Raw genomic sequence first — 26700 nt, 5'->3', positions numbered from 1 at the left:
TTCAATGCATTTATATCCTCTTAGGAGAGAGTCATTTCCCGAAGACCTTTATATTCGATATGGGTCCCGAGAGGTGACATTTTAGGAATGGAGAGAGTTATGTCTAACAAGTCTCAATACGCAAAGGCCTTCACAGCCCTGCTGGCTCTGGCAATCTTTGCTACTGGTTGTACAAAGAAAAGGGACGCCGCTTTGCCGGAAGAAGCCCAGGAAAACATCTTTGCGATCAGTGACATCCCTGAGCTGCAAACTGAGAACTCTCAGTATGAAGTTCAGACTGATGACAGTCTCTCCACTCTAAGCCTGGGGGACTCCTCCAAAGCGACGGCGGAAAAAGGTGTGGTTGCGGTTCGCGACTCCCAGGTTCCAAAACGTCTTAAATATATGTTTAAAGGTCTGGAGATGTCCGGTCAGGCTGGCCAGAAGTACTCCATCACTTTCTCTGTTGATAAGCAGTTCGTGACAGCTTACAAAATCGTGACTGACACTTCTGAATTGTCCAATCTGGAAAAACACCTGGCACAGGTGAAAGAGGAAGTTCAGCTTCAAAAGCAACTTCAGAAATCCAAAGACAACAGCAAAGCGAAGTCCATGGTGGCTTCCTTGAAAAAGATCCGTTCAGAAAAGCAGGCTCTTCTCTCCCAGAAGTCTGCAACTCTGCTGGTTCCACTGTTCAAATTCAAAATCAATGGTTACGGTGTTTTGCAAAGAGTTAAAAATCAGTTGAACGAAGAGACCTCCACTCTTCGCATGAAAACAACTGACTGGGCTGATGCAACTCACATCCAGGTGTCCATCAACCCGGCTGATCGTATGCCGGTGGGTATCGACGCGGCTTCTCGCGGCGATCTGGACCGCACATTCGTAATGAACAAAATCAACAATAAGTTGATGACTGCTGGCACTTTGAACTCTGACTATCAGATTCCGGTGAACCTGGAAAAAGACGTTCGCATCCTGACTTTGCTGGATGTGGATGCTTTGCATGTGTTCGAAGTGGGTCAGGTTGGTAAAACTGTATTGACTGACTCTCAATTGGCTCAGTTGAAATCCGGCGCTAAAAACGCCAACGTTCGTCAGTGTACTGAAGACATCGTAAAAGCTCTTCCGGCTGATGCTCAACAAAACTGTATCCTGGTTCTGCGTTACGATGTTCCAGTAACATATGTACGCCCGGAACTGCCAGTTGTTGACTACGAAGGCAACCAGGACGCGACGATCTCTTTCAAAGAGGTTCGTGCTGGTGACTCTGTAGGTCTGGTTCAGATCGCTCAAAACGTACAAGCTAAAAAAGTAGAGGCGAACACTCAGTTCGACCCGCGCACTACAATCAAAATTGCTGATGTAAAAGGCAAAGAGTTCTTCTATAAGCGCACGATCGAAGACGTGGCATTCTCTGCTGCTTCCCCAGGTTTGGCTGCTGGTATGGCCGGTTCTTTGACCATCGTTAAGTTCGACCTTGAAGAATCCCGCGTGGTGGTTCGTAAAGCGGACCTGATCGCCAACTACAAATCCGGCACAAACGCAGTTGATTACGAAGAACTGATGTCTTTGCCGGTGAAATACCTGAAACTGGAAGAAAAGGACGCTACCGGCGCGAAATACGCAATGGCCCGCCTGGTTGAAACTTCCCGTAAAGATGCTGACTACATGGAATTGGACTGGACGAAGAATTCTCTTCCACAGGACAAATCCCCTTACGCTGCTATCTATGAAGGTTGCTTGACTGGTGTCGCTGATACTCAAGTGACTGACGTGAACATGAAATTGGAACAAGGTGTGTTGAGCTTCACTCAGCAGTACTCCACAGGTCTTCGCTGGTCTTGCATCGGTGACTTCCAGGCCTTTGATGATTACAACGGAACTCCAGGTTACCAGGCCGCGGTTCGCGTAAAAGAACGCGTATCCTTCAAATTGAACGACGGCTCTACAGACAAAGCGTTTGTTGAATCCATCCCGTTCTCTGCACAAAATGCACTGGGTTACGGTGTTTGGACTATCGGTCAGGCAAATCCTGACAAGAACAACCTGCGCGGTCGCGAAGGCACTGAAAAAGCACTGCCAATGGTTCACGACTTCAGAAACGGCAAGAAACTGGTTTACACAGTGACTGGTCTTCCGACTGACAATCCGGAAATGCGCAAGCTTTACATCGAATCCACTGAAGAGCTGGTGAAGGCATGGAACTTCGCTTACAAACAAGCCTTTAAAGGTTCCGCTTTGGAGCGCTCTGGTGACTATATCGAAATGCAAATCGCTGGTGAAAACGGTGTAGAAGCTCACTTGGGTGACCTTGATAAGAACATTATCCACTTTGAGAACAAACCGGCTGACCACGGCATCCTGGGTGTATCTCAGGTTGGTTTCAACCCTCGCTCTGCGATCGTGGTTGCGGACTCTTTGATCCTTTACGCTGGTAACATGCTGCAAAGCGTGGGTGCGGACTTCCGCAACATGCAGATCAAGCAAAACTGGGACAAAATGAAGGAAGACTTCCGTGAACAGGCTCGTGCCCAGCTGGCAAAACAGCAGGCTGAAGAAGCAGAGGCTGCGAAGAAAGCCCAGACTCAGCAAGGCACTGCTCAGGATAAAGCTGTAGCGGCGACTCAGTTCACTCGTAACATGGTGAACATGGTTAAAGGCGCTCAGACTGATGCCAAGTCCAAAATGAAGGCTAAGAACATCGGCGCTTCCATGAACATCCTGAAAGCGGCGGTGGCTGAGCGCAAATCTTTGGGTGGCGACAGCAACTTCAAGTTCTCTTCTCCACAGACTCAGGACGCTTGGATGAGCAAGGTTCACAAGGCGTTGTCTGAAAAACCAGGCATGACTCCTCGTGAAATCGAGACAGTGATGGCTCGCGAGATGCTTGCGGCAAAAGGTTCCAAGCTTTCTGCCAAAGAGAAAGCGACTTTGGCTAAAACTGTAAAAATGGGCGAAATCCACGCCAAAATGATGGCTACGATGCAAAATGCACCAGGCTGTATGAAAACATCCGCGGAACTGGCTGATTCCAGCTTCATCGCGATGCCATTCAACCAGGCTTTGAAGATCGAAATCATCAATACATTGGGTCATGAGATGGGTCACTCCCAGGGCTTGACTCACAACTTCATCGGTTCCTTCGACAAAGCGAACTTCGCTAACGAAGACGGCACTGAAAGCAAACGTAACTACTCTTCCATCATGGACTACCTGACTCCAGGCAAGTTCAATTGGGATGGTCTGGGTACATACGACATCCGCGCTCTGCGTGCTTCGCACCTGGGCTTGGTTGAGGCGACTCCGGAAATGATCGCTAAACTTGAAGGCAACGCTGCTTCCAAAAAGCTTTTGGTTAACGGCAAGTACCTTCACGTCAGCACGATCAAAGCCAACTTCGCTAAGAACGGCTGGGCTAACTTCAACAAGTACCAGGTTCAGGGCGTATTGAAAGAGTACATGTACTGCACAGACAAAGACGTTGGTTACGAGCCTACGTGTGAGCGTCACGACTTCGGTACTTCCGCTCAAGAGATCGTTGAGTCCAATATCAACGACTGGGAAAGCATGTACGTGAACTCGTTCCACTCCTGGGACCGTCTGGTGTTTGATGTTGGAACTTCCATCCGCGCAAGCTCCATGTCCTCTTACTACCAGTTCCGTATGCGTAAGTTCATGGACGAGTTGTTCTACATGCTGGTTGTTGACAACAGAAACCCTGCGATCCAGGACTACGTACAGGCTTCTTTGAAGACGTACCTGTTCTACACGCAGCTGATCAACACTCCGGATGCAAACTCCCTGTTCCAGAGCGCGGACCGTTTCATTGCGGTTCCTTACGAGAAGAAAGAAGTGAACGAAAAAGGTGAAGAGACTGGCAAGACTTCCATGGATGTTGCGATCGTTGAAAAACGTGCAATCCAGGATATCTCCACTACGAAAGACCGTCTGGACACTGTGGGCCTTGAGTACGAAAAAATCACGGCCATGGAAATGCTGACTATGAAGGGCTACCCTTCATACAAGTACTACTACAACAGCATCCAGTTCTCGTTCCTGGATTTCGAAAAGTACATCCTGGGCATGAGCGCTGAAAACAGCCTGTTCGTGAACACGATCACTGGCATGATGCTGGATCAGTTGCAACCAACGTTCTCTAACGAAGACGTTACTTTGCAGGCAATCCAGGGTGAAAAAGCAACGGTGACTGCTTCCATGAGATTCTACGCTGGTATCCACGCGATCCTGAATCTGGAAGCTTCCACTCTGCGCGACAAAGACAACTTTGCAACTCTGTTCAAAGTCGGCAGCAGCTTGGGTAAAGCGCCTTCTGACAGAACCGCTTTGAGCCAGCTGGGTGTATCTGAGAAATCCAAAACTCGTCTGAGCTTCTGGGCTTTGGACAACGCTTTGGCTTCCCAGACTTTGGTTGACGTGGCAGCTCAGAAAAACTTCTTCATCCAGAATGCAGAAGTTCTGAACCCACTGATGCAGAACATGGCGATCCTTCAGCTTCAGAACATGCTTACTCAGGGTAAGATGGAAGCGAAACTGACTGAGGCGAAAACCGCTTTGACAGCGAAACTGAACGAGCTGAACAAGGATGGTAAAATCGTTTCTGCGGAAATGGTTAAAGCCAACCCGAACCTGAGCATTGAAAAACAAGTTGAGCTGATGGCTCAACTGAATGACCAGGTGATCTCTATCTCTGTAGCGGTTCTGACTAAGCAGCAGGGCGCTCAGGAGGCAGCAGGTGAATTGGCAGCTCAGACAGCTCAATTGGCAGAAGTTCTTCCATTGCTGGCTCTGGACTTCAACGCTCTGAACGAAGCGATGAAAACTGCTGGTGAAGCTCTGAGCAAACAGCAGGGTCTGGAAGTTCTGGCTCAACTGGGTGATATTTCCTCCCAGTTGGTTGATGGCGGCGGTCTGGAAGTTTCCTACGGCATCATCATGAAGAACCTTGAGTTCCTGAACAAACTGACTCTGATGACAAACCCAGAGTACAACAGATAATAAAAAGGCTCTCCTGGCGCGGATTCCTCTCTCTCCGGAATCCGCGCCTTTTTTTGTTTTAGACAAGTGACTTGAAACCAAACAATAAACCAAGCATGAACCCGGAGTTTTTATGAAAAAAGTAGTGTTTGCAGCTCTTCTGCTGAGCGCCTCTTCCGCCCTGGCTGACGTTGGATCTTTCATCGGCCGCTATGAGCTGAATGCCTCCGACAACAACGGAGAAACCTTCTGCTATGATGGTGTGATCATTTCCCAAAACGAGGAATCTGAACTGGAGTTCTATCGTGCGGATATCACCTATATGCCCCTGTACAAAGGCGTGGTGAATGGCGAGGCTCGTGCTGTCAGTGGATCTCACGGTGAAGCCTTAAGTTCTTCCAAAGGCCAGGAAAAAGTGACCTATAAAAATGGAACCCTGACTTTCCAATACAGCGGGGTCAACAAATTCCTGGGTGTTCCTGCCACCCGAGTTCAGAGTGGTGTATCCATGAAGATTTCTGACAAGGGCCGCGTACTGTCCCTGACCCGCAAAGAATTCGAAGGTGTGGCCTTCGGTATGGGTCGTGATGCTGTTGCCAAGTGCGAATACCTTCGCAGCAAATAGTCCCAAAATAAAAAAGGGAGGCTTCAAGCCTCCCTTTTTCTTTTCTTAAGTTCTCGCTTTCGGGAACAATCCTTCGCCCTTCGTGAAGAGCTTTTTCAACCAGACACCGAAGCTGTCTTCCGGACCCGGCAGACGTTCCGCGATGATCAGTCCTTCGCCACGAAGCTTGCTCACCAACATCTTCATTTGCTTTTCAGATTCGTCGGAATGAGTGAACTTCACACCGTAACCCGGGATATCCGTACGGTTGTCTTTATAAACCACCGACCCGTTCACCTTGATGTGCTGGCTTTGGTAAGTCCAGTCCATCTCGACCGTGTCATTTTCATTCAGCGCCGGTGCAGAGGAAAGGAACAATCCTCCCTGGGAAATACTTTTGATAAAGGCTTTCTGCCCGTTAGCAGAACCCATGTGATTGAAGTGATAACGAGGAGCCGCTTCCCACCAGCGCATGCGTGGATCGAAGTAAACTTTCTGCACGGATGGCACCACAAAGTAAGCCACCACCAGAACATCGATCAAAACCACCACCAGCAAAAGCACCAGAGTGCTCATGTTCATGTTGGTCCAATAACTGTAGATGTTTGAAAGCAGAATCACCAGCAGACAACCCAGGTAAGCCCAGTAGCTCCAACGGCGGCAGATGAAAATAAAGATACCCGCCAGCACCGGCACCAGAACATAAAGAGCTACCAAAGGTTTTGGCAGAACCTCAAACCAGTAAGTCCACTGCTGAGACAGCGTCCTTCCGGAACGAGCTGCATTCAGGAAAAGGTTACCTACCGGAGCCAGGATGTGAAGCAAAGCAAGGATGATGAGGGACCATGGTTTTGTTTTCATATCAAAAATGATATGGGGCCCTCAATTCCTAGACAAGGAAATAGTTGTCGATGCTCTTTTCAAGCCGTTCGTTCAAATCTTTCAGGCTGCCCAAGATTTCAATCTTGACCACTTCGTCCACAGGATAAACAACCGCCAGTTTCACCTGCTGTACCTTCTCAAGGTATTTCATACGATAAAGTGCCCAGGTGTATGCCTCTAATTGCCTGAAAGCCGTATCAGAATAACGTTGGGACCCGGTTTTGTAATCCACCATCCACAACGTCCCGTCAACAATGCCCCAAAGATCGATCTGCCCCTGCATCAGGGCCTCTTTGTACTTCAGAGCAAAACCCCACTCGACAAAACCTTCATTGATGATTCTTAAAAGCGGCAGTTCCGGGGTTTTTGCCAGGAACTCCAGCGGCTTTTTAAGGTCCTCGTCTGAAATCTTCAAAAGCTCGTCAAAAGAGGTGAACTTCAAAGCTTCGAACAGTCGGTGCGCATTGGTCCCCTGCTGAGCCCTGGCCAACCCAGCCCCCAGCTGAGATGCCTTCGGCGTGTAACCTCCACCAGCCTGCACTCCCTCGGGTGTTACCAGTTCAGTGACCGAGATGTATTTTCGTTTTTCAGAAGCTTCGGCCTGCCACTGCGGGCGCAGGTCCTTTTCCGCGAGGTCTTGTTCAGACATCTTGACGGGTTGAGGATTCTCGCTGCGTACAACGTAAGAGAAATCTTTTTCCTCGTGAAGACCTTCTTCCAGATTCAGCGGGCAATGGGCCGCCCAGGATTTCTTCCCGACTTTTTTATCCCACAACAGTGTCACACCGGATTTTGCCCGGGTCAGAGCCACGTACAGAACACGGTTGAACTCTTCAGTTTCACGTTTGCGAAGTTCTTCCACAATCTGATCGGCCAGCACACTGCCAGCCATAGCTTGAGTTTCTTCGTTGCGCACTTTCAGGGACCATAAGCCGGTTTTTTCATGAATGCTCAGAACCGGCGCATGACTTGCGCGCGGGTCATTACCCATACCCGGCAAAATCACCTGATCAAACTGCAAACCTTTCGACGCGTGTACGGTCATAAAATTCACACGCTTGGGCTCAATCACCGGAGTCGCATCCGCGTCCTCGCCCCCTTCATCCGTGGACAGTGTTTCAAGGCTCGAATCCAGGAAGTCCAGATAGTTAAAGCCAGGACGGCGTTCTTCCTGCGAAAGCAAGGACACCACTTTCCAAAGATTCGCCTCGCGACGGCCCGTGGAATCAATGCGGGCGGAATAATCAAACAGTCCCAGATCAATCAACGCCTTTTTCAAGGTCCAGGACAAGCCTTTGACTTCCGCCTGCGCCAAAAGCGCCTTCATCACCCGCAACGGATGAATCTCGGGCTTCTGATCCAGGTTTTTTTGCGCTTCTTTCCAGAAAGAATGACGGAAGGAATGGCAGTAAGAAAGAATCTCGCTGTCTGGCAAAGCCAGCCATGGGGATCTTAGAAGCGCCACGAAATTGGCATTGTCATGAGGATTCACCAAAAACTTCAAAACCGCCAAAGCGTCCAGCACCTCACGGCGCTCATAGAATCCGCTGCCGCTGTGAAGCTGCAAAGGCACGCCGTATTCCTGCGCAACTTTGGCAATGTCTTCCAACGTTCTATGAGTTCGGCCCAGAACACAGATTTGCTCCGGACTGGTGCCCGCTTGCAATAGTTCCTGGATGCGCGCGACGGTGGCCAGAATTTCGGCCGAGGTTTCGTCCTCGTCACCAGTTTCAGACAGCACAACCTGCACGACCGGGGTTTCGGGACCTTTTTTCGGTTTCTTTTCATCCGGGGTCATCGCAGCAAACTGCGAACCCAGACGAGTGAAGTAATGATTAAAGAACTCCAGCACTTCCGGGGAAGACCGGTAGTTCACAAGTTTGACCTGCACGTCGCCCTGCTGGGCTTCGATCTCTGCCACCTTTTCACGGAAGACCTCTGAGCGGGCGCCACGGAAAAGATAGATACTTTGCTGTGGATCCCCGACGATGAACACCGGCTTTTCCCCAACAAGGTGGCGCAACAGCTCCACCTGCACAGGGCTGGTGTCCTGATATTCATCGACCATCCAGAAGTCCCACTCTTGCGAGAACTTCACGGCGGCATCAGGCTGATCCAAAGTGATTTTGGAAGCCAGGGTTTCAAGGTCACTCATGGAAAGCAAACCGCTTTCAAGCTTGGTCTGCATAAAGTCGCGACAGAAATTCTGCGCCAGCTCTTCAAACAGGGCGCAGTTCTTTTCATGGCGATCCCAGTATTCGGGACGATAGCGAGGCTCGGCCAAAAGGCGGTCGACGCGATCACGCAGTTCCTCCAGCTCTTCATTCAGACTTAAGCTGAACGGCGGGGTCGCTTTGCGGAAGACAGGCTTGCTGATGTTTTCCCAGAAAGATTCCAGACGGGCAAAGAAGCCCTCCCAATCACCATTCGAGGCATTCCAGTCAAATCCGGTCATGGCACCGGCATAATCCACCCACTTGTCATTGCTGGTTTCCTGGGAAATTTCCAGACACACCCGGCGCAAAGCTCCGCCGATATCAGCCACAAACTTGGCGGTTTCTTTTTCCATCTCGCCACGGCGAATGAAGGTCATTCCCGGAAAGATCACCTGCTCACCGAAAAATTTCAGCAGCGCCCCTTCCAGGGTCTGAAAGTCATATTCCTCCAAAAGTTCCTGCAACTGGGGATTTTCCAGCAGGTATTTGCGCATGATCTTGCGTGCGCCTTTGCGGATTTCAGAATCACTCATGATTTTATAATCCGGAGTCAGGCCGATGGCAGAACCATAACGGGACAGGAACAGACTTAGCACCCCGTGGATGGTTGAAATCTGCACCTGGGACTTGGAGCTGACAAACTGAAACAGGTCATCGCGCTTTTCATCCAGGGCTTTGCCCAGCAGACGCTCTTTCAGTTCTTGCGTGGCCTTGCGGGTGAATGTTGTCACCACGATGCGCGGGAACTTTCCGTGCTTTTCCTTGAAGTCGCTCGCGAACTTCAGGAAAGTCTGGGTCAATGTCGTTGTTTTCCCGGCGCCGGCACCGGCACGCAGGATGATATTTCTTAGTTCAGGTGTGGTGCCCGACATTGTCGCCTCCACTCACAGCTAGTACAGGTTTTAAAATCTGCGGGTTTCGCATCACATTCACCATTCTTGATACGACTCAAAGTCGTCATCAGAATCTGGCTGAACTCGGTCAGATAGCGCTCTTTCGCCTCGAAGGTGGCGTTTTTGTCCTTGCGTTTATTGGCCGGATACAAAACCCCGGCCAGATCATCGACCTTGAAACCTTTGCGCTCAAAGTTTCTGAAAACATAATAGAACAAACCAATGACTTCACCCTGCACGTCCTGCACCAGTCCTTTTTCAAGAACCCACATATAGAACAGCAGCTGCAATTCACGGTTCTTCAGCCAAGAACCATGGGCAGAAATCCCGCCCGAAGAACTTTTATAGTCAACCACCACCAGCTGCTTGCCGCCATCACTGTCGATACGGTCGATCTGACCCGAGATGCGGAAGCAGTTGTCACGAGCCTCGGTGGAAATATCCCCGGACTGCGGATCCAGATAGAACTCAAAACGTTTTTCACGTCCGACAGTACGGGTTTTCTTGAACTCCTCACGCCAGCGTTTTTCAAATTCCAGAAAACGCAGGCCCAGCTGAGTGTGCTTCTTTTTCAGCGGAGTCCACAGACGTTCGTCCGCAAACACCAGCTTTTTTTCCACCCGCACGGTTTCAAGCAACTGATCCAGTTCCTCAACCTTCCAATCAAAGCGCATGGGTTCAATTGTCAGTTTTTCGAAAATGGCGTGGGCTAACTGCCCGCGCGTGCGGTGATCCACGTCCAGATCAATATCCGGCAGGTCTTTTAATTTGAAATATCGTTGTGCCGCGAAGATAAACGGACACTCCAGGAAACTTTCCACCGCCGACGCCGAAATACGTGGCAATTCAGGCGATGTAATTGTGGCAAAGGGAACTTTCCCCAAATCCTGAAGGATTCTTTGTTCCACCAGTTCTTTTCTTCCGGCCAGAAGAGGGCGCTCCCCGCGCTGAGTGGAATGTTGCAATTCATCCCAACGGGTTTCCAATGGCACGGTCAGTTTTTCATGCTCACCTTGCAAACTCATCCAGAAAGTGGCTGGTGAACACAGAGAACCACTCAAGTCCGTCGCACCAAAGCAATAAAGGTCTTCATCACTGTCGGCTTCTGCCAGAAGGCGCAATTCAAACTCCAGATCGCTTTGGTCCGGATTATCCAGATAGAAACCAATGTCTTTGGCTAACTCAAAATAATCCTGTCCCGAAAGCTGGGTCTTGTTGCGCCCCTTCAGAGCTTCATCGGTCAGCCCCACGAAGATACGACGACGGGCTTTTTCACTGTGGGCCGACATCAGCTTCGTCACCATGATCCCGCGAGGCTCCCCTTTTTCAAGAGTGTATTCCTTGGCCGCGACGATGCTTTCAAGATAGCTCAGCCATTCCTTCCAGGTCAGGGAAGTTCCGGCCACGGCGTTTTGCAAAAGTTCACGCAAAACGACCTGCACGATATCTGTTTCATCGGAATTCCAGGACAACAAAGCTTTAGCGACAAATTCATCACGCTTTAAGAATCCCCCCAGATCCATCTGTTCGAAAAAGACCTTATGCACGATTTCATTGCGTGCCAGATCTTCATTCACATACAGGCTTTTAAACAGCGAACGGAATTCCTCATAGCGCAACTGCTGGGCTTCTTCCTTTTCAAAGAATGATATCTCCAGATCTGAAGTCGACAGTCGGCCGCTTTTGGATCTGAGCAGCGCCAGCCAGCGGGTCACTGAAGGCAGGCTTTGTGCTTTGTGAGTGATATCTTTTTGTGCGGGAATACCCTCTTCAGCCAGATATGCCTGAAGCACGGGCCAGTAGGTTTCAATATCCGGTGCAATAACGGCGATATTTTCCGCGGCAATGCCCTGATCCAGCCACTGACGGACCTGACCGACACTGTGCTTAATTTCAGCCAGCATGCCTGAGAAGCGCAGAACTTCTGACTTCTTTTCTGCACGCCCCACCGCCGGAAGCTTTTGCACCCCGGTGCTCATGGCACGCAGATCTTCATAAGGTCTTAACAAGAAATGGAAGTCGGCACGCCAAGCCGGTGTTGGCTCCAGCACTACAACATCGACGGAACGGGAAAGCACCTGCAGAATCTCAGCTTCCACCCGCGTGATCTCACCGCTGAGATCCACGATTAATGGCATGTTCCAGACTCTTTCCAGGTCATTGAAGTTTTGCAGATAAGCAGTGATCCAGTCAGCCGTGATCACACGATGTTCCCGAAGCAGCTTCAGCGCACAGAAACGCGCGCGCAGATACCATTCTTTCCAGCGGTTCATGGCTTCAGGGTGACTTTCAAACCATTCCGTCAGGCGAGCTGTGCCTTCCGGGTGAAAGATCACCGCCGCCATCTGATCGATATAACTGAATACGGTGTCTTCGGCAGAAGAATTCACGCCTAGTACTTCGGCATGTTCATCCATGATCGTGCGCAGAAGAGATCTGGCAAACGGATCACTGACCAGACGAAGCCCCGGATCCAGACGCTTCAACAGCATCTTCCACAGGTCACTGGCACGCAGGACAGATTCATCGATGTACTGGCCATCACGGCCCAGGATTTTTTGCTGAAGCTCAAATTTAGTGCGCAGATCCGACACGAGCCAGGATTGCTCGCGGGGATTGTAATTGGCGAAGATCTCAGAAATCTGAGATCTGCTTTCAATGGAAATTACTTTCAGCATCAGTACTACCGGCGTTGTTTCAGTTTTCTCTTCTTGCCGCTAGTATCCGTGAATTTGAAGTTAGCATCAAAGCTTAAATCAATGCTGAGGCCCACCATGATGCGATTGTCAGCACTCTGACCCGGATAGACACCCAGCTCTTCTGTGTAACTTGCAGCATCAAGACGGAAAATAAAGAAATCAAAGCCCGCACCATAGGAGAAATACCCCTGATTGATACCGGCGCGGATATCCAGGAACGGAATTGAAATCTCTGTCCCCAGATGCAGCTTTTTACCAATCTGAATTTCCGGATCCAAAAGGTGCTGACCCTCCAGCGCAATAATCCAGTCAAGACCCGGAAGATCAAAGCCCAAAGACACCCCGGCCCCCAGATTCTGAGGAATGTGCGAAGGCGCCTCCGCCCCGGCGGTCTTTTCAAAAGCCGTGCTACCCACATCTTTCCACACCACCGTCAGTGTTGGATTTAGCGGAGTGTCCGCTTGGGTCAGAACAGCGAGATCCACGCCATAACCCGTGCCCTTGTTTTCAAACTGATCCATGATGGCGTTGATATCACCGGCGTTCGCCACGGTCGTCAGACCCAGCTCTTGCACATCCCCACCCCAACGATTCACACGCTTCAGCGCAAGGCCCAGGAAAGTCTTCGGACCCAGTGGATAAGCACCACCCACATAGTAAGCCGAATCGTTACGGAAGTAGGTCGTAAATTCCGGATACCCTGGATTGTGCAGTTCCAACGAAAGCGTATAATCAGTGTAATAACCGAAGCCGATGTAAGGCAAAGCAATGGCTGCGCTTCCCGTCCCCAGGAAATGCAGACGACGACCGAACAAGTCGTTGTAAGTGGAAGGATCATTGGCATCAAGACCTTCGATGGCATCCAGATCCTCTTTTGTCGGAGTTCTGCCACCCAGGCCCACACTCAAAAGATGAATGTCGAGACCTTCGATTTTACCCATCGCCGCCGGGTTCGAAAACAGAGCTTCCGACCCATGCACTGTGGTCAGCATCGTGCCCCCCATCCCCAGAGAACGAATAGGACGATACATCTGATTGATCTCTTGTGCCTGCAGCGGCAGACCCAGAAGTATTAAAATGAAAGAAACCAGGAACTTCATCATCAGAACCCCGGAATCTTCAGTCGAGGACAGCATGCAGCCGCATCGGGATAAACTTTGCTTGGATCACAGGCACCAAACCCCATGCCATTTGTATCCATCAGAACACGAATAGTATAAAGAAGTTCCGGCCCCACAGCGGCCTCATTGGTCGCAGTACAGTTACCAGCGCCAGCCACGGATTCACACTGCTCCAAAGCATCTTGCAACGCCGTCAAGGTGGAGTTGTCTCCGGACAGGACTGAAGCCAGCGCCGAGATGTTCTCGAAAATCAAACCAATGCCTGATGCAATTTTTTTGGCTTCCGTATCTGTGATGGATCTGGTCGGCGCCACAACCGGAGCTGGAATCGCCAGCGGATTCTGCGGGCTTGGACCTGGCTGCGCCCATCCATCAGTCGCAGTGGCCGTTCCCGGCGCACCGGAATAGTTATGACAGACGCTGTAGTTGGTATTATAGACACCATCCACCACACCATCATTTGTCGGATCCAGTTTCGCACTGATCGTTGTTCCGATGCGGGCAATTCCCAGAATGGTCATGAATAGATTCTGATCCTGAGTGCGCTGTAAAACGGTCCCCAGACTTGAGATGATAGAAATCGCCTGATCACAGGAGGCGGTATCCAGCGTGTTGCCACCAAAGATGGAAACAAAGAACGGGAAGATGTTCGCTGACGGGCTGTTTTGCATCCCGCTGATAATATCCACGAACGTGAAGCCGCACTTGCCGGCATAAGCTCCGGCCAGGGTTTCCTTGACGCTGACTTTGGCGGCATAAGAAGGTGAAATCTGATTTTCGATAATATCAATAGCTGCATCCCACTCTAGGGCATCCAGCTTTTGTTTGGCTTCGTAATAAAGTGCATCGTCAGAATCTGTATCAGAAACATCGGTCAGCAGATTCGGCTGCGCACACGAAGTGGTCAGAACCAGGCTCAGTAGAATTATGAAAGCTTGTTTAACACATTTCATGCTTCATCCTTAAAACCGGTATGCGAACTTAACGGTGTATCGTCGGTCTTCTTTGGGTGCATCTGAGGTGCCGACTTCTTCGCCGTAAGTGGCAAACTGCCATTGAAAACGTTCGGAGGCGAGCTCCATACCAGCGGTCCAATACCTTTGATTATATCCGGCACGGGCAAAAACCACATCCCCGAAGTTCAATTCGAGACCGCCGTGGATCAATTTGGCTTTGTCCTCTTCATCACCTGATGTTAATAAACCACGGTACTCTACAGTCCATGCGGAGCGAACATAGTTAGAATGAATCGGAAAGATTGCTGCTGCGACATCAATATCCTGCTTCACCAAATTGGGACGGTTGGTTGTGTCTAATCGGACACCATGTGCCTGATCGAAACTAGTGCCTCCCACATCGCGAACCACTGCAGAAATTGTTGGAATCATTTTCCACGGAGCCGCCAGAATCAAACCAACATCTGTTGAAAGGCCCACGCCTTCACTGGCGATTGAGTCATAGTCCATAGGACCCGTTGCCGGAAGAGCAGGATCATCGACTTCCACGCGACTGATCAGCTTGGTGTTAAAGCCCAGCTTCACTCGTCCGTCAAAGAAGCGGAAGTTGAAACCCAGAACGAAGGCAAGGTCGTTGCGATAGTATGCATCCACCGTGGTGCCATCATCAGACATCATCGCATCCAGCGTGTAGTTGCCATAAATACCCACACCGAAATTTCTGCCTACGAATGACGGAAACACCTGAAGCTTGGCGTGATAAGGCATATTGCGATTTTTCTCTAAAGCACCCAGGACATCTTCCAGGCTGTAAGGGTTCGAAAATGAAGAATCCGCATAGAAGCCCTGAGCCTCGGATCCGAACTCAATCTCCGGATCGAAAATGGTTCCATAGAAATCACGAAGCTTACCCAAAGCTGCCGGATTCACCAGCAAAGCGGTTTCGTCATTGGTCACAGCCAGACACGCCCCGCCCATTCCCAGACAGCGGACACCGCTATAAAAATTTTGGCGCGCACGAGCGTTCACATCGGGTGTGAACACCATCAACAGAACTATTTGAATGAGCGCTATCCACAAAATCCTTTTCATAGATACCTCGTTAATAAGAAGTCGAAACAAGTCATTAATCTTATCGGTCGATCAGGGGATCACATTGAGACGTTTCAGAAAAATACATTCAAACGTCCTGCTTACATAATCGTTACGAATTCACGACCAACATCGTTTGCGAGTTAAGACCTCTGCAGGAAATCCGATAAGTTCTCTGTACTTTAGACCAAGGAGTATCCAGGATGTTTTCTAAGAAAATCGCAACTATGATTCTAGGATTGAGCGCAGCTCTTCTCACGGGATGTGAGGGTGAACAAACTGAAAAAGACATGATCGCCGAAGCCCAGTTCTGTCTGGACGAAGCGCGAGATGCCGCCTCTGCCAATGCCTGCATGAGCAAAATCAACGGCATCACCTCCCCTAACGCTTATACATTAAGATGTGCTGCCGGCTTTATTTCCTCCGGTATCACTTCGGCTGCCAATCTGTCCTCGGCCCTGACAGCGATCAGTGAAGGCGGTGGTCCAACAGATATGCTGCAAGCTTTGAACTTTGGCGATGTCAGCCTTGTGAACAGCACGGCAAGCTATTGCAGCCAGTCCGGACAAAAAGGTCTGGCATTGATTGGCGCGATGGCAAAAAGTGCGACCGCTCTTTCGAATGCGGCTGAGCTTCTGAATCTGGGTTCTTGCGGTGGCGACCTGTCGGGCTGTGACACAGCGGCGATTGAAGGTGCGATCAACGACATTATTGCTGATCCGAACTCCCCGGCTGCGGTGGAAGCCATCGAAGCCATCGGTTCATCCATTCAAACGGTGTACTCTGTAACTTGTGGTGGCACTAATAATGCCAACTCTGACATCTGTGGTGACATCAACCAGGCAGCCGCTACTGCCGGCATTGACATGTCCACTGCTGATATCAACGCCATCGGCCAAGCGCTGCTGGCTCAGTGGAAGCCATAACCAAAAGGTACCTGCTTACTTTTGCAGAAGCAGTGAGCTAAAAAACAAAGGCCCCGTTTCCGGGGCCTTTTTCATTTTAGAAGTCTAGGTTGAGGCGGGTCATGTACACCCGGCTTTCAACCGGTGTGTTGCGGGTGCCGACGTCATCCGCGTAAGATGCGAAATCCAGGTTGAAAATCCCCAGCTCAGCAGAAATACCCGCTGTCCAGAAAGACTCTTTCAGGCCCACTCTGTAGTGACCTTTCCACCAAGTGGAAACTGTCCAGTCGAACTCAAAGCCCAGGTGAACGCCTTTTCTCCAGTTGAAGTCCGGGTGTCCAAGATCACGCACATCCAGAACGCCGCGACCACCGAAGATCCACATGCTTGGGTATTCCCAGCGCGTCCCGATATCCACAACACGGTGAAGCTTTTCCGGCGCGCCGTTTTGACCTTCTTTATTCAGAAGTTTCAAAGAAGAACCAAAGCCCGTTTCAGCGACGTTACGAACAACCAAACCCACTGTCGGACTGGCCAGGCGAAGCACTGACCACAAACCTGAATCCGGCAGTTCCGGAGTCCACAGGAAACCGATGTCAGCATCGATCGTGTAGCCTTCCAACATGTCTTCTTTTTTGATGATCTCGTCACCGTTCGCAAAGTCCGTCGAGCTGATCGGACGGCTGTAGAATCCACGGTTCACGAATTTACCGGTCACACCCCAGGAAAGGCGGCCATGATCGATACCCTTGACGTCGTCGGCGTAAGACAAAGCCAGCGTGGTGTCAGCATAGACGGTGGTGTTCACCGTCGGCCCCACCTGCTGGTGCATGGCCATTTCAACCGACACGTCGGCCGGGATCAATGCAATACCCCAATTCGGACGAACCCAGAAGCCTTCCATCGGCGCAATACGCATGGAATAAACTTCGCCATAGTTCTTTTCAATCAGCTCCAGGTAAGCCTGCTGCTTCTGCTGATCGGTCTGACTGCTCTTGTCGATATCAGAGAACTCATTATAGAAGTCCATCGCCCCCGGTGTTCCACCCGCCGTCAAAGACAGATTGATTTGACCGTCTTCACGACGAGCCAGACCTGCCGGATTATAGAACATGGCCGAATAGTCATTGGCAACCGCCACGAAGGCGTCACCCATCCCCAAGGCACGAGGAGCCTGATAGTGATGGTGAATGGTGGTGCTGACGCTTTCGGCCTGCGCAGAAACAGTGGTAATCATCGCAGACAGGACCGCGAGGAACAGGAATCCTCTATTGAACATAAATTTTGCCTCCAAAATTCTTACCATTGATTGTAGACATAATTTATACTTTGTCTTATGCGAGTTTTTCTTAGCCTCCTTTTTTTGACCTTGGTCGTGAGTTCAGTTCAGAGCATTGCTGCTCCCACAACAACGACCACTTTAGAAACCTCTCCGCTATCAGGCGAGGATGATCCTGATCTGGCATCTGTAAAAGTCTCAGATTTTGCAGAACGCAAAGAATTTCTGATTCAGACTGCCGTCGGATATCAGAGCGGAAATTACCTGGAGCGCGACGAATGGGCACAAGGCCCCTATCTGGCAGTACGCTTTGCTTTTATCAAAGAATCCCCTTTACCGACCTGGGACTATGAGCTTTCTTACAACACAGAGGAATTCCTCGGAGTGGGCTTGGGGCACCGATGGTACTTCGCTGAAGAAGACCGCTATGTGCCTTATGCCCGCCTGGGCGGCAATGCCTATCTGGAGTCTTCAGATGGAGTGACAGGTTTGATTGAAATCCGCCGCTGGCGGGTGCATGCCGGGATCGGCGCTGGTGAGACGTTCACTGGCGAAATCGGCACCGGGTTTTCAGTGACCGGGCCGGATATCTATGCCCAGTTCGGATACAACTTTCAATTCTGACTTTTTAGCTCTTCCAGCCATTTCAACAGCCGGTCCACTTCGCGCAACAAATGCTGCTCGTCGCGGTTGTTGTGCAGAACAAAGTCTGCCTCCTGCTCTTTGAACTGAATGGGAATCTGGGACGCGATCCGCATCTCGATTTCATCCTCGCTCCAGTTCTGGCGGCGCAAACGCTCTTTTTGTTGCTCCTTCGTGCAGGCCACCACAATCACGCCGTCAAACTGATCCTTGGCGCGAGTCTCAAACAGCAATGGGATATCATAGATGGCGAGCTTGTGCCCCATGTCCTCGAACAGACGACGACGGCGGCGGGTCTCTTCGCGGATCAACGGATGAGTGATCGCTTCCAGCTTGTGCAAAAGCTCGGGATGACCGAAGACCTTCTGCCCAAGCTTGCGTCGGTCCAGGGCTCCTTCGGCAGTCAAAAACTCTGGACCGAACTCTTGTATGACGGACTTAAGTCCAGCAGAGCCCGGCTTCACGACTTCCTTGGCAATTTCATCAGCATCCACCACCGGAATGTCGTGGGTTCGGAGCATTCTGCTGACCGTGCTCTTGCCACAGGCTATACCTCCGGTCAGTCCAATCCATTTCATATTTGAAACTCCTTAAGGATTATTTTTATTTTACCGATAGTCTTCTCAAAGGGGAACATGATTTCATGTCTCAAGCTGTGGAACAGTTCGGAAAATACATTCTTCTAGAGAGACTCGCCGCCGGCGGAATGGCGGAAGTGTATCTTTCTAAATCCACAGGTGCCGTGGGCGTCAATAAGTTCGTCGCTATCAAGCGCATTCTGCCCCAATATTCCGATCATCAGGACTTTATTGAGATGTTCAAGGAAGAGGCAAAGATCGCCGTGAATCTGAATCACGGGAACGTTGTCTCAATTTACGATTTCGGGGTCGAAAGAGCCCAGTTCTTCCTTGTCATGGAATACGTCGAGGGCCGCAACCTTCGCCAGATCCTGAATGAACTTAAGAAAACCAACACACAATTCACCATCGAGCAGATCGTATACATGATCAAAGAGGTGGCGGCTGGTCTTGACCACGCTCACCGTTGCATCGATGGCACCACCGGCAAACCGCTGAACATCGTTCACCGTGACATGAGTCCGCAGAACATCATGGTCAGCTTTGAAGGTGAAGTGAAGATCATCGACTTCGGTATCGCCAAAGCGGAAACGCAGATGGAAGCCACCAAAGCCGGTACTCTTAAAGGCAAATACGGTTACATGAGCCCTGAGCAGGCCGATGGTCAGTCCATCGACCCGCGCACGGATATTTTCTCCATGGGTATCGTCCTGTGGGAGCTTCTGGCCAACGACCGCCTGTTCACTTCCAACAGTGAAGCGGCGATCCTGCGCAAGATCCGTGAATGTCAGGTGCCTTCCATCAGAAAGATCAATCCTTCCGTTCCACCGGAACTGGAAAGAATTGTGAACAAGGCGCTGGCTAAAGACAAAAGCCTGCGCTATCAGACTGCGGCGGCATTCCACCGTGACCTGAACCGCTTCCTGAATACTCAATATCCAGAGTTCTCCCCGCACGACTTCAGCGTGTTCATGAAGAATGCCTTCTCGGCAGCCTTCCTTGAGCAGCGTCGCAAGCTGGTTGAATTCGCCAAGATTCAGTCGCAGCCTTCTTCTGAAGACAAAACCATTGTCACTCAGACAGACATGCGCACGCCTCAACGTCCTCCGGCTTATGCCCCTCCCGCGGAAGCAGCCGAAGGCGAAGAGCGTCTGGATCTGGATACATCCACTGATATTCGTGTGAATCTGGACAATCTGAAAACGCCACCAAAACCTTCCATGCCGAAGGTTCCAGGCGCAACAGACACCAACATCACACAAACCCGCACGTCGGCGACAGGCACTTTTGCCTCGGGCCCGGGCACCATGACTCGTACTCCTTCCAGTGTTTCCCCGATGGGAACACGCACGTCCATCGGCAGACCGGCACCAAGTTCTTCCATGGAAGACATCACCGGTATTGCGATGAAAGCCGTGGGTGCATTGCTGGTTGTTGTGGGCCTGTGGTGGGGTTACACCAATTTCGTAGCAAAAAAATCTCCGGGCAAATCCGGTGCGACAGCAGGTCTGACACCGAAACCGGCCACCGCGGGCAACGCCCAGGCTGCCGGCACCCTGCAACAGACTGAACTGGCTGCCACCTCTCCGGAATACACTGTCACCATCTATTCCAATCCGGGCGGTGCCCGCGTGGTGATTGATGGCAATGACACGGGTGAATTCACACCGGTGCGCAAGACCGTGAAAGCCAACACTCCTTACAGTCTGCGACTGGTGAAGGAAGGTTACACGGATCTGGTGACAACCATCACTCCCACTTACGAGGCGTACTCTTTCACTGGAACTCTTCAACGACTTCCAAGAGTGGCTTCCCTGATTATCAACATCGTCAACGGTGGCGCTAATCCGGAACTTCGTATTGCCGGCGTTCCAGTCAGCATCAAGCCAAGCGGTGACGCTTATCTGATTCAGGCTGAAGTTGGTGTCAAAATACAGGCTAGAAACAAGACGACAGGACTCTCTGCAGAAACCACAATTACGGTTCCAGCAGACCAGAGAAAAATTGTAGATTTATATCTGAAATAATCACTTCGTCGCAAAGTTACGGCAACCAGGAGTTTTCATCATGACGAAGCCCACCACTTTGGGTCATTCCATTCTAAGCATGCGCAGCCGCAGTCCTCATCACGTGGCTGTTAAATACAAGGTCAATGACTCCTGGAAAGAGAAAAGCTGGAACGAATACTATTCGGACATCGAAGCTGTCGGTAGTGCCCTGCTGTCCTTGGGAATCAAACCCGGTGACCGCGTGGCCATCATGGCGAACACCCGCCTGGAATGGTCCACGACCGATCTGGGTATTTTTGGCATTAAAGCCATCACTGTTCCAATCTATCAGAACAACACCGCTGATGATGTGGAATACATTCTGAACAACTCTGAATCCCGTATCCTGATCTGCGAAAGCCGCGGACCTTTGAAAACATTCGAATCCGTAAAGGCAAAATGCCCGAAAGTGGAAAAGGTCATCGTCTTTGACGAAACCTGCCCGAACCCGGATGCGATCACATGGCCGAAGCTTTTGCAGATGGGTAAAGACTATCTGGCAAAACACCCAAGTCAGTTCCAGGAACTCTGCGCCTCTTTGACCCAGGAAGACATCGCCACTATTTTGTACACTTCCGGAACCACCGGTCGCCCTAAAGGCGTGGTGATGACTCACCTTCAGGCCATCAGCGAAGTCAGCGAAGCTTTCCCGCTGTGTGGTGCCACCGAAGCGGACACATCCCTGTCCTTCCTGCCTTATGCGCATATTTTGGGACGCATCGAACACTGGGGTCATGCCTATATCGGTTTCACCCTGGCGTTCGCAGAAAGCCTGGAAAAAATGCGTGGCAATCTGACTGAAGTTCGTCCGACCTTCCTGATGTCAGTTCCCCGCATCTTTGAAAAAATTTATGCAGCAGTCACCGCACAGATTCAAACCCAGCCGCTGAAGATGAAGATTTTCAACTGGGCCTTGGAAGTCGGCACCAAAGTGGGCGACTACAAAATGAGCGGTCAGGTTCTGCCGCTGGATCTGCTGGTTAAATACGAACTGGCGAAAAAACTTGTTCTGGACAAGATCCCGACTGCATTCGGGGGCCGTCTGCGCTTTGCGATCAGTGGTGGCGCACCGATCCCTCGTGAAATCGCCTTGTTCTTCCACGCCGCAGGTGTGTTGATTCTGGAAGGCTATGGTCTGACTGAAACAACGGCCGCTATCACGGTGAACACTCCATTCAATTATAAGTTTGGCAGCGTGGGCCGCCCGATCGGCGAAGTGAAGCTGAAAATCGCCGAGGACGGCGAGATAATGGTTAAAAGCGACAAGGTGATGAAGGAATACTACAAAAATCCTGAAGCCACCAAAGAGGCATTCACAGATGGCTGGTTCCACACCGGCGATATTGGAGAAATCCTGCCGGGCGGTGACTTGAAAATCACCGACCGTAAAAAAGATCTGATTAAAACCGCCGGTGGCAAATACGTGGCACCACAGCGTCTGGAAGGACTGCTAAGTCTTTCCCCTTATATCGCCAATGTCCTGGTCCACGGCGATCAGAAAAAATACATCGTGGCCCTGGTCACGCTGGATCGCCCGACTGTGGAAAATCTGGCAAAAGAAAAGCAAGTCAGCTATTCCGACTGGAATTCTTTGGTGCAATCCCCGTTCGTGGCGGAACTGATCCGCAAGGCCGTGGCCGAAACCAACAGCCAGCTGGCAAGCTTTGAAAGCATTAAAAAATACATCATTCTGCCCAACGAATTCACAGTGGAAGGCGGCGAACTGACACCGTCCCTGAAAGTGAAAAGAAAAGTGCTGGATCAGCGCTATAAGGAAAAAATCGAAGAGCTTTATCTATGAGAACACTGCTGGTCACCTCCGCGGTGACATTTGTTCCGCACAACTATGACAAGCTGACGTTGCCGTTGGCGCAAGAGCCTCATATCGAGGCTCTTGTCGTTATAGACAACCGCAGCTGGGATATTCTGGTTAAAGCGTTCCTGCTGATACTGAGCCTGGCCGCCCCTCGCATGGGCTGGCAGCTGCTGATAAACTTCTTCGATAATTCGCTGACTCGAAAGAAGCAGGCCTATGAAGCCGCTGGCAAAAAGGTGCACATCGTCAAGGACATCAATTCCGAAGCATCCCTGGCCCTGCTGGAACGCCTGCAACCAGATCTGATTCTGAATGCGCGCACCCGCTCATTCTTTAAAAAGAAGCTGCTGTCTCTTCCCAAAATGGGATGTTTGAACATCCATCACGGCCTGTTGCCGGATCAGCGCGGTCTGATGTGTGATTTTTGGGCCCATCTTTTAGACACCCCGGCAGGATTTTCCATTCATGAAATGACCTCCAAACTGGACGACGGCGCCTTGCTAAAGGTCGTGGAAGTTCCCTCCGATAAAAAGGATTATCTAAAGTCCCTGGATCTTGGAGCGTCATTCGAAGCAAAAGCAGCCTCGCAGATCCTTCAGGAGTTCGCCTCCCAAGGTAAGATTCAGGGTCTTGAGAACCAGAAAACTGAAAGAACGGTTTACAGAAGCAATCCACGCTTGCGTGATTTTTACCGGCTTCGTTCAAAAGGAGTCAGAATATGAAAACCATCATTGCTCTGCACGGAAACCCCGGCCATCCCGAGGACTGGAGCCTTTTGCAAAAGAGTCTGGATCCCAACGCCTACCGACTGCTGGCAGTTGAAGCTGACAGCGAGGAGTGGATCCGCCTGCTGACTCAGGATAAATCCAAAAAAATTCTGCTGGGTCATTCCTGGGGTGGCTATCGTATTTTGAAATCCCTGCCAAAATATCAGGATTATGTTGAACAGGTGGTGCTGGTCACCCCCTACATCAAACCCGAGCGTCCCTTGTCAGCTGTCGCCAAGGGGCTTTTGCAATTGCCGATCCTGGGTGACAAGCTGATTCAATCCAGTCATACAAAATCCAAAGACGGCTTCTTTGCGGATCTGATTCATCCCCTGAAAGCCGATGCTCTTCCGTATCTCGCCAAGGTTCAGGAACGCCTGCAGGACTGGAAACTGTGGCAAAAAACCGTCGCCAACAAAATGAAAATGGAAGCTCAGCCGTGGTCCTCGGGTGATGTCTGCAAAGTTCCGGTGACGGTGATCTATGGCCGCCAGGACAAGATCAGTCAGGATCAGGCACAGAATGAAATCGTCTCTAAATACCCGTCCCACAAAATTGTCCATGTCGACAATGCCGGACATGGACTGCTGTGGTCTCACGTTCAGGACATTCTGAAAGTACTGACGACAGAGGCCAGCAGCAATGCTTCAGGCTCTGACAACAAGATCGGCTACTATCCAGGTGAAGACGGACGAAACAACGTCATCTCCTACATGGAAAAACACTTGCGCGATTTCCCAGAACGCGTGGCATTGCGCTGGGCCAACCCGCAAGCTTTAGCGCAGTGGAACGGGGATCCGAAAACCCCGATCAAACACGATGAAATCACCTATCGCCATTTCGCCGCCCGCATCAACTCGTTTGCGCGGGGCCTGTTGGACATCGGTATTAAAAAAGGCGACCGGGTTATCATCTTCCTGCCGATGAGTCTGGACATGTACACCGCGATGTTTGCGGTTCAGCGTATTGGCGCCATTGCCGTATTCCTGGATTCCTGGGCGCGCAGTCACCATCTGGGTGCTTCCGCAGAATGCGTGGGCCCGAAAGCCATGATCAGCTTTAAAATGGCGTTTGATCTGGTGGAACAGGTGCCGGAATTCAAGTCCATGCCGATCCGTGTTCTGTACGGCCCCGGCGACAAGTTCACGCACAAATTTGAAGAGCTGCTGAAAGCAGAGCCTTCACCGATTGAGCCGGTGGAAAGTGAATTCACCGCTTTGATCACTTTCACCACAGGATCCACAGGAAAGCCCAAGGGTGCCAACCGCACTCACCGTTTCCTGTCGGCCCAGCACCATGCGCTTTCTCATGTGATTCCGTACACCGAGAAAGACAAGGACATGCCTGCCTTCCCGATTTTCAGTCTGAACAATCTGGCTTCCGGTGTAACCACCATTTTGCCAGCGTTGAATCTGGCGGCTCCGGCGGCCCACGACTCGGCATTGCTGGCGTGTCAGATTCTGCATGAAAATATCAACTGCACGACCCTGTCACCGAGTATGCTGGTGGGGGTCGCCAAGTTCTGTAAAGAGAACAACATCCAGCTGACCGGACTGCGTCGGGTGGTGACTGGTGGAGCACCGATTTCCAAGGATGACGTCAAAGCCTTCTATGAAATCGCTCCGCAAACCGACCTGTGGATTTTGTATGGCTCTACGGAAGCAGAACCGATGGCCCACATTGAAGGCCGCGACATGCTGAAAGAAAGCGGCATCACCGACCCAGAAATCATCGAGGAAGGTGTGAACGTCGGTCATATCAGTGAAGACATTGACTATCGCTTCATCCGTATCAAAGATGGTCCCATTGAACTGAAGGATTCCCCGTGGTCCCAGATCGAAGTGCCAAATGGTGAAGTGGGTGAGTTCATCTGCACCGGGGACCACGTCTGCCGTGACTATTACAACAATCCAGACGCCTTCAAGACCACAAAAATTATGGATGAAAAAAAGTGCGTATGGCACCGCACTGGTGACCTGGCTTACATCGATCCCGACAAGAACCTGTGGATCGTGGGCCGGGTGAACAACGCCATCGAACGAGCGGGCAAGTACTACTTCCCGGTTCGGGCCGAAGTTCTGTTAAAACGTATGGACTTCACGTATCGCTGTGCCTTCCTGGGTATGGATGATGCGAAGCTCGGCCAGGCCACTTATGCGGTCGTCGAACTGAAAGAAGGCATCGACGCGGCAACTTTTGATTTTGTCGCTGCGAAAAAAGAAATCCAGCGTGTCTTTGAAAAGAATAAAATCCCGGTTGATGAGATCAAATTCGTCAACAAGGTTCCGATGGATCCGCGCCACCATTCCAAAGTGGAATACAAAGTGCTGCGTGACCAGTTGAAAGAACCGGGAGTTGTCATTGGCTAAGTGGTGGATCCTGGTCAAAGAAAGATTCAGTCCGGCCTCTTATGTGCCCATGATATTGCTATTCTCATGGGCCAATGGTTTGTACCTGACGAACTCGCTTGAGCAGGACTGGAACTGGTCCCGCTTCGCGGTAGTCTTTGTGCTGCTGCTGTCGTTCTTTTTCCGCATGCGCCTGTTTGATGAAATCAAGGACTATGAAGTCGACCTGAAGATCAACCCCACCCGCCCACTGGCGCGCGGGGTATTGTCCGTGGCGCAGGTCAAAAAAGCCCTGCTGGTTCTGATCGTGCTGGAACTGGTGATCGCTGGTTCTTTGGGGCTTTCACCTTTCCTGGTGCACGCAATTGCCATTGGCTACAGCCTGATGATGTACGAAGAGTTCTTCATCGGGGATCTGCTGCGCCCGCATCTGACGACATATGCGGTGTCTCACACGTTTGTAAGTGCTTTGTTGGGATTATCCGCGGGCATTGCCATGACCGGCATGGATCTGACCCAGCTGAAGACCGAACACGGTCTGTTCTTTTTGATGAACTGGTTCTTTTTCAACTTGTTTGAATTTGCCCGAAAGACCTTCGCCCCTGAAGAAGAGCGCGACCATGTTCCCAGCTATTCCAATATTTTTGGGTGCACCGGAGCCTGGGCCCTTTCAATCAGTCAGGCGGTTTTAGGCGTGGCTTTGATCTATTTCCTGCATCCCAGCCTGTGGCCACCGATAGCCTTGACCCTGTATGTGGCTGTGAGCCTTGCCTATCTTTTGCGTAAATCACGCAAGACATCGGCCTTCTTTAGAAATATCAGCGGCGTTTATCTGCTTGTTCACTACATCATCCTTATTTGTATCTTGGGAGTTTAA

17 protein-coding genes are annotated in these 26700 nt (G+C 50.8%); 9 read left to right on the top strand and 8 right to left on the bottom strand.

The window, feature by feature from the left end; genetic code table 11:
• Nucleotides 1-99: 99 nt before the first annotated feature.
• Together ACNQKP_RS07650 and ACNQKP_RS07645 are read left to right on the top strand one after the other, a co-directional pair.
• A complete protein-coding gene (locus ACNQKP_RS07650) occupies nucleotides 100-4998 on the top strand; it encodes a hypothetical protein (RefSeq protein WP_417863904.1) in 4899 nt (1632 codons plus the stop codon).
• 112 nt (nucleotides 4999-5110) lie between these two features.
• Nucleotides 5111-5602, top strand: a complete 492-nt coding sequence (locus tag ACNQKP_RS07645) for a hypothetical protein (protein WP_038448318.1) — start codon at nucleotides 5111-5113, stop codon at nucleotides 5600-5602.
• Between the two features lie 45 nt (nucleotides 5603-5647).
• On the opposite strand, the gene ACNQKP_RS07640 is transcribed toward ACNQKP_RS07645, so the two are convergent.
• From ACNQKP_RS07640 to ACNQKP_RS07615, 6 genes are read right to left on the bottom strand one after another with little or no spacing between them, the layout of a single operon-like run.
• Nucleotides 5648-6442 (bottom strand): PilZ domain-containing protein, encoded by a 795-nt coding sequence (locus ACNQKP_RS07640; protein ID WP_038448319.1) that lies wholly within the window; start codon nucleotides 6440-6442, stop codon nucleotides 5648-5650.
• A gap of 28 nt (nucleotides 6443-6470) precedes the next feature.
• Nucleotides 6471-9551, bottom strand: coding sequence for a UvrD-helicase domain-containing protein (locus ACNQKP_RS07635; RefSeq protein WP_417863903.1), 3081 nt, complete (start codon nucleotides 9549-9551; stop codon nucleotides 6471-6473).
• Nucleotides 9527-12250, bottom strand: coding sequence for a PD-(D/E)XK nuclease family protein (locus tag ACNQKP_RS07630; protein ID WP_417863901.1), 2724 nt, complete (start codon nucleotides 12248-12250; stop codon nucleotides 9527-9529). Before ACNQKP_RS07630 ends, ACNQKP_RS07635 begins: the two co-directional genes overlap by 25 nt.
• Nucleotides 12251-12255: 5 nt before the next feature.
• The gene (locus tag ACNQKP_RS07625) at nucleotides 12256-13407 is read right to left on the bottom strand and encodes a hypothetical protein (RefSeq protein WP_417863900.1); all 1152 of its coding nucleotides are present in this window, start codon (nucleotides 13405-13407) and stop codon (nucleotides 12256-12258) included.
• Complete coding sequence (locus ACNQKP_RS07620) at nucleotides 13374-14345, bottom strand: hypothetical protein (protein ID WP_417863899.1); 972 nt, start codon at nucleotides 14343-14345, stop codon at nucleotides 13374-13376. Before ACNQKP_RS07620 ends, ACNQKP_RS07625 begins: the two co-directional genes overlap by 34 nt.
• A gap of 9 nt (nucleotides 14346-14354) precedes the next feature.
• Nucleotides 14355-15440: a hypothetical protein gene (locus tag ACNQKP_RS07615; RefSeq protein WP_417863898.1), complete on the bottom strand. Its 1086-nt coding sequence runs from the start codon at nucleotides 15438-15440 to the stop codon at nucleotides 14355-14357.
• 203 nt (nucleotides 15441-15643) lie between these two features.
• On the opposite strand from ACNQKP_RS07615, the gene ACNQKP_RS07610 reads away from it, so the two are divergent.
• The gene (locus ACNQKP_RS07610) at nucleotides 15644-16366 is read left to right on the top strand and encodes a hypothetical protein (protein ID WP_417863896.1); all 723 of its coding nucleotides are present in this window, start codon (nucleotides 15644-15646) and stop codon (nucleotides 16364-16366) included.
• Nucleotides 16367-16442: 76 nt separating this feature from the next.
• On the opposite strand, the gene ACNQKP_RS07605 is transcribed toward ACNQKP_RS07610, so the two are convergent.
• Nucleotides 16443-17624 (bottom strand): hypothetical protein, encoded by a 1182-nt coding sequence (locus ACNQKP_RS07605; RefSeq protein WP_417863894.1) that lies wholly within the window; start codon nucleotides 17622-17624, stop codon nucleotides 16443-16445.
• Nucleotides 17625-17720: 96 nt separating this feature from the next.
• Between ACNQKP_RS07605 and ACNQKP_RS07600 the strand changes: the two genes are divergently transcribed.
• The gene (locus tag ACNQKP_RS07600) at nucleotides 17721-18248 is read left to right on the top strand and encodes a hypothetical protein (RefSeq protein WP_417863893.1); all 528 of its coding nucleotides are present in this window, start codon (nucleotides 17721-17723) and stop codon (nucleotides 18246-18248) included.
• Here the strand turns inward: ACNQKP_RS07600 and coaE are convergent.
• Nucleotides 18239-18844 (bottom strand): dephospho-CoA kinase, encoded by a 606-nt coding sequence (coaE, locus tag ACNQKP_RS07595; RefSeq protein ID WP_417863892.1) that lies wholly within the window; start codon nucleotides 18842-18844, stop codon nucleotides 18239-18241. The genes ACNQKP_RS07600 and coaE overlap by 10 nt on opposite strands.
• Before the next feature lie 65 nt (nucleotides 18845-18909).
• Between coaE and ACNQKP_RS07590 the strand changes: the two genes are divergently transcribed.
• The 5 genes from ACNQKP_RS07590 to ACNQKP_RS07570 are packed head-to-tail and all read left to right on the top strand — an operon-like array spanning nucleotide 18910 to nucleotide 26700.
• Nucleotides 18910-20871 carry a protein kinase domain-containing protein gene (locus ACNQKP_RS07590; protein ID WP_011165510.1) on the top strand — a complete coding sequence of 654 codons (1962 nt, stop codon included), beginning with the start codon at nucleotides 18910-18912 and terminating at the stop codon, nucleotides 20869-20871.
• Between the two features lie 40 nt (nucleotides 20872-20911).
• Nucleotides 20912-22693 (top strand): AMP-dependent synthetase/ligase, encoded by a 1782-nt coding sequence (locus ACNQKP_RS07585; RefSeq protein ID WP_417863890.1) that lies wholly within the window; start codon nucleotides 20912-20914, stop codon nucleotides 22691-22693.
• Nucleotides 22690-23430: a formyltransferase family protein gene (locus ACNQKP_RS07580; RefSeq protein WP_417863888.1), complete on the top strand. Its 741-nt coding sequence runs from the start codon at nucleotides 22690-22692 to the stop codon at nucleotides 23428-23430. The genes ACNQKP_RS07585 and ACNQKP_RS07580 overlap by 4 nt, the downstream gene beginning before the upstream one ends.
• Nucleotides 23427-25844, top strand: a complete 2418-nt coding sequence (locus ACNQKP_RS07575; protein ID WP_417863887.1) for an alpha/beta fold hydrolase — start codon at nucleotides 23427-23429, stop codon at nucleotides 25842-25844. Before ACNQKP_RS07580 ends, ACNQKP_RS07575 begins: the two co-directional genes overlap by 4 nt.
• The gene (locus tag ACNQKP_RS07570; RefSeq protein ID WP_417863886.1) at nucleotides 25837-26700 is read left to right on the top strand and encodes a UbiA family prenyltransferase; all 864 of its coding nucleotides are present in this window, start codon (nucleotides 25837-25839) and stop codon (nucleotides 26698-26700) included. The genes ACNQKP_RS07575 and ACNQKP_RS07570 overlap by 8 nt, the downstream gene beginning before the upstream one ends.

Source organism: Bdellovibrio bacteriovorus (assembly GCF_048286975.1).
Classification (GTDB): domain Bacteria; phylum Bdellovibrionota; class Bdellovibrionia; order Bdellovibrionales; family Bdellovibrionaceae; genus Bdellovibrio; species Bdellovibrio bacteriovorus_H.
The sequence above is the reverse complement of the archived record's forward strand: the minus strand, read 5'-3'. Positions and strand labels throughout refer to the sequence as shown.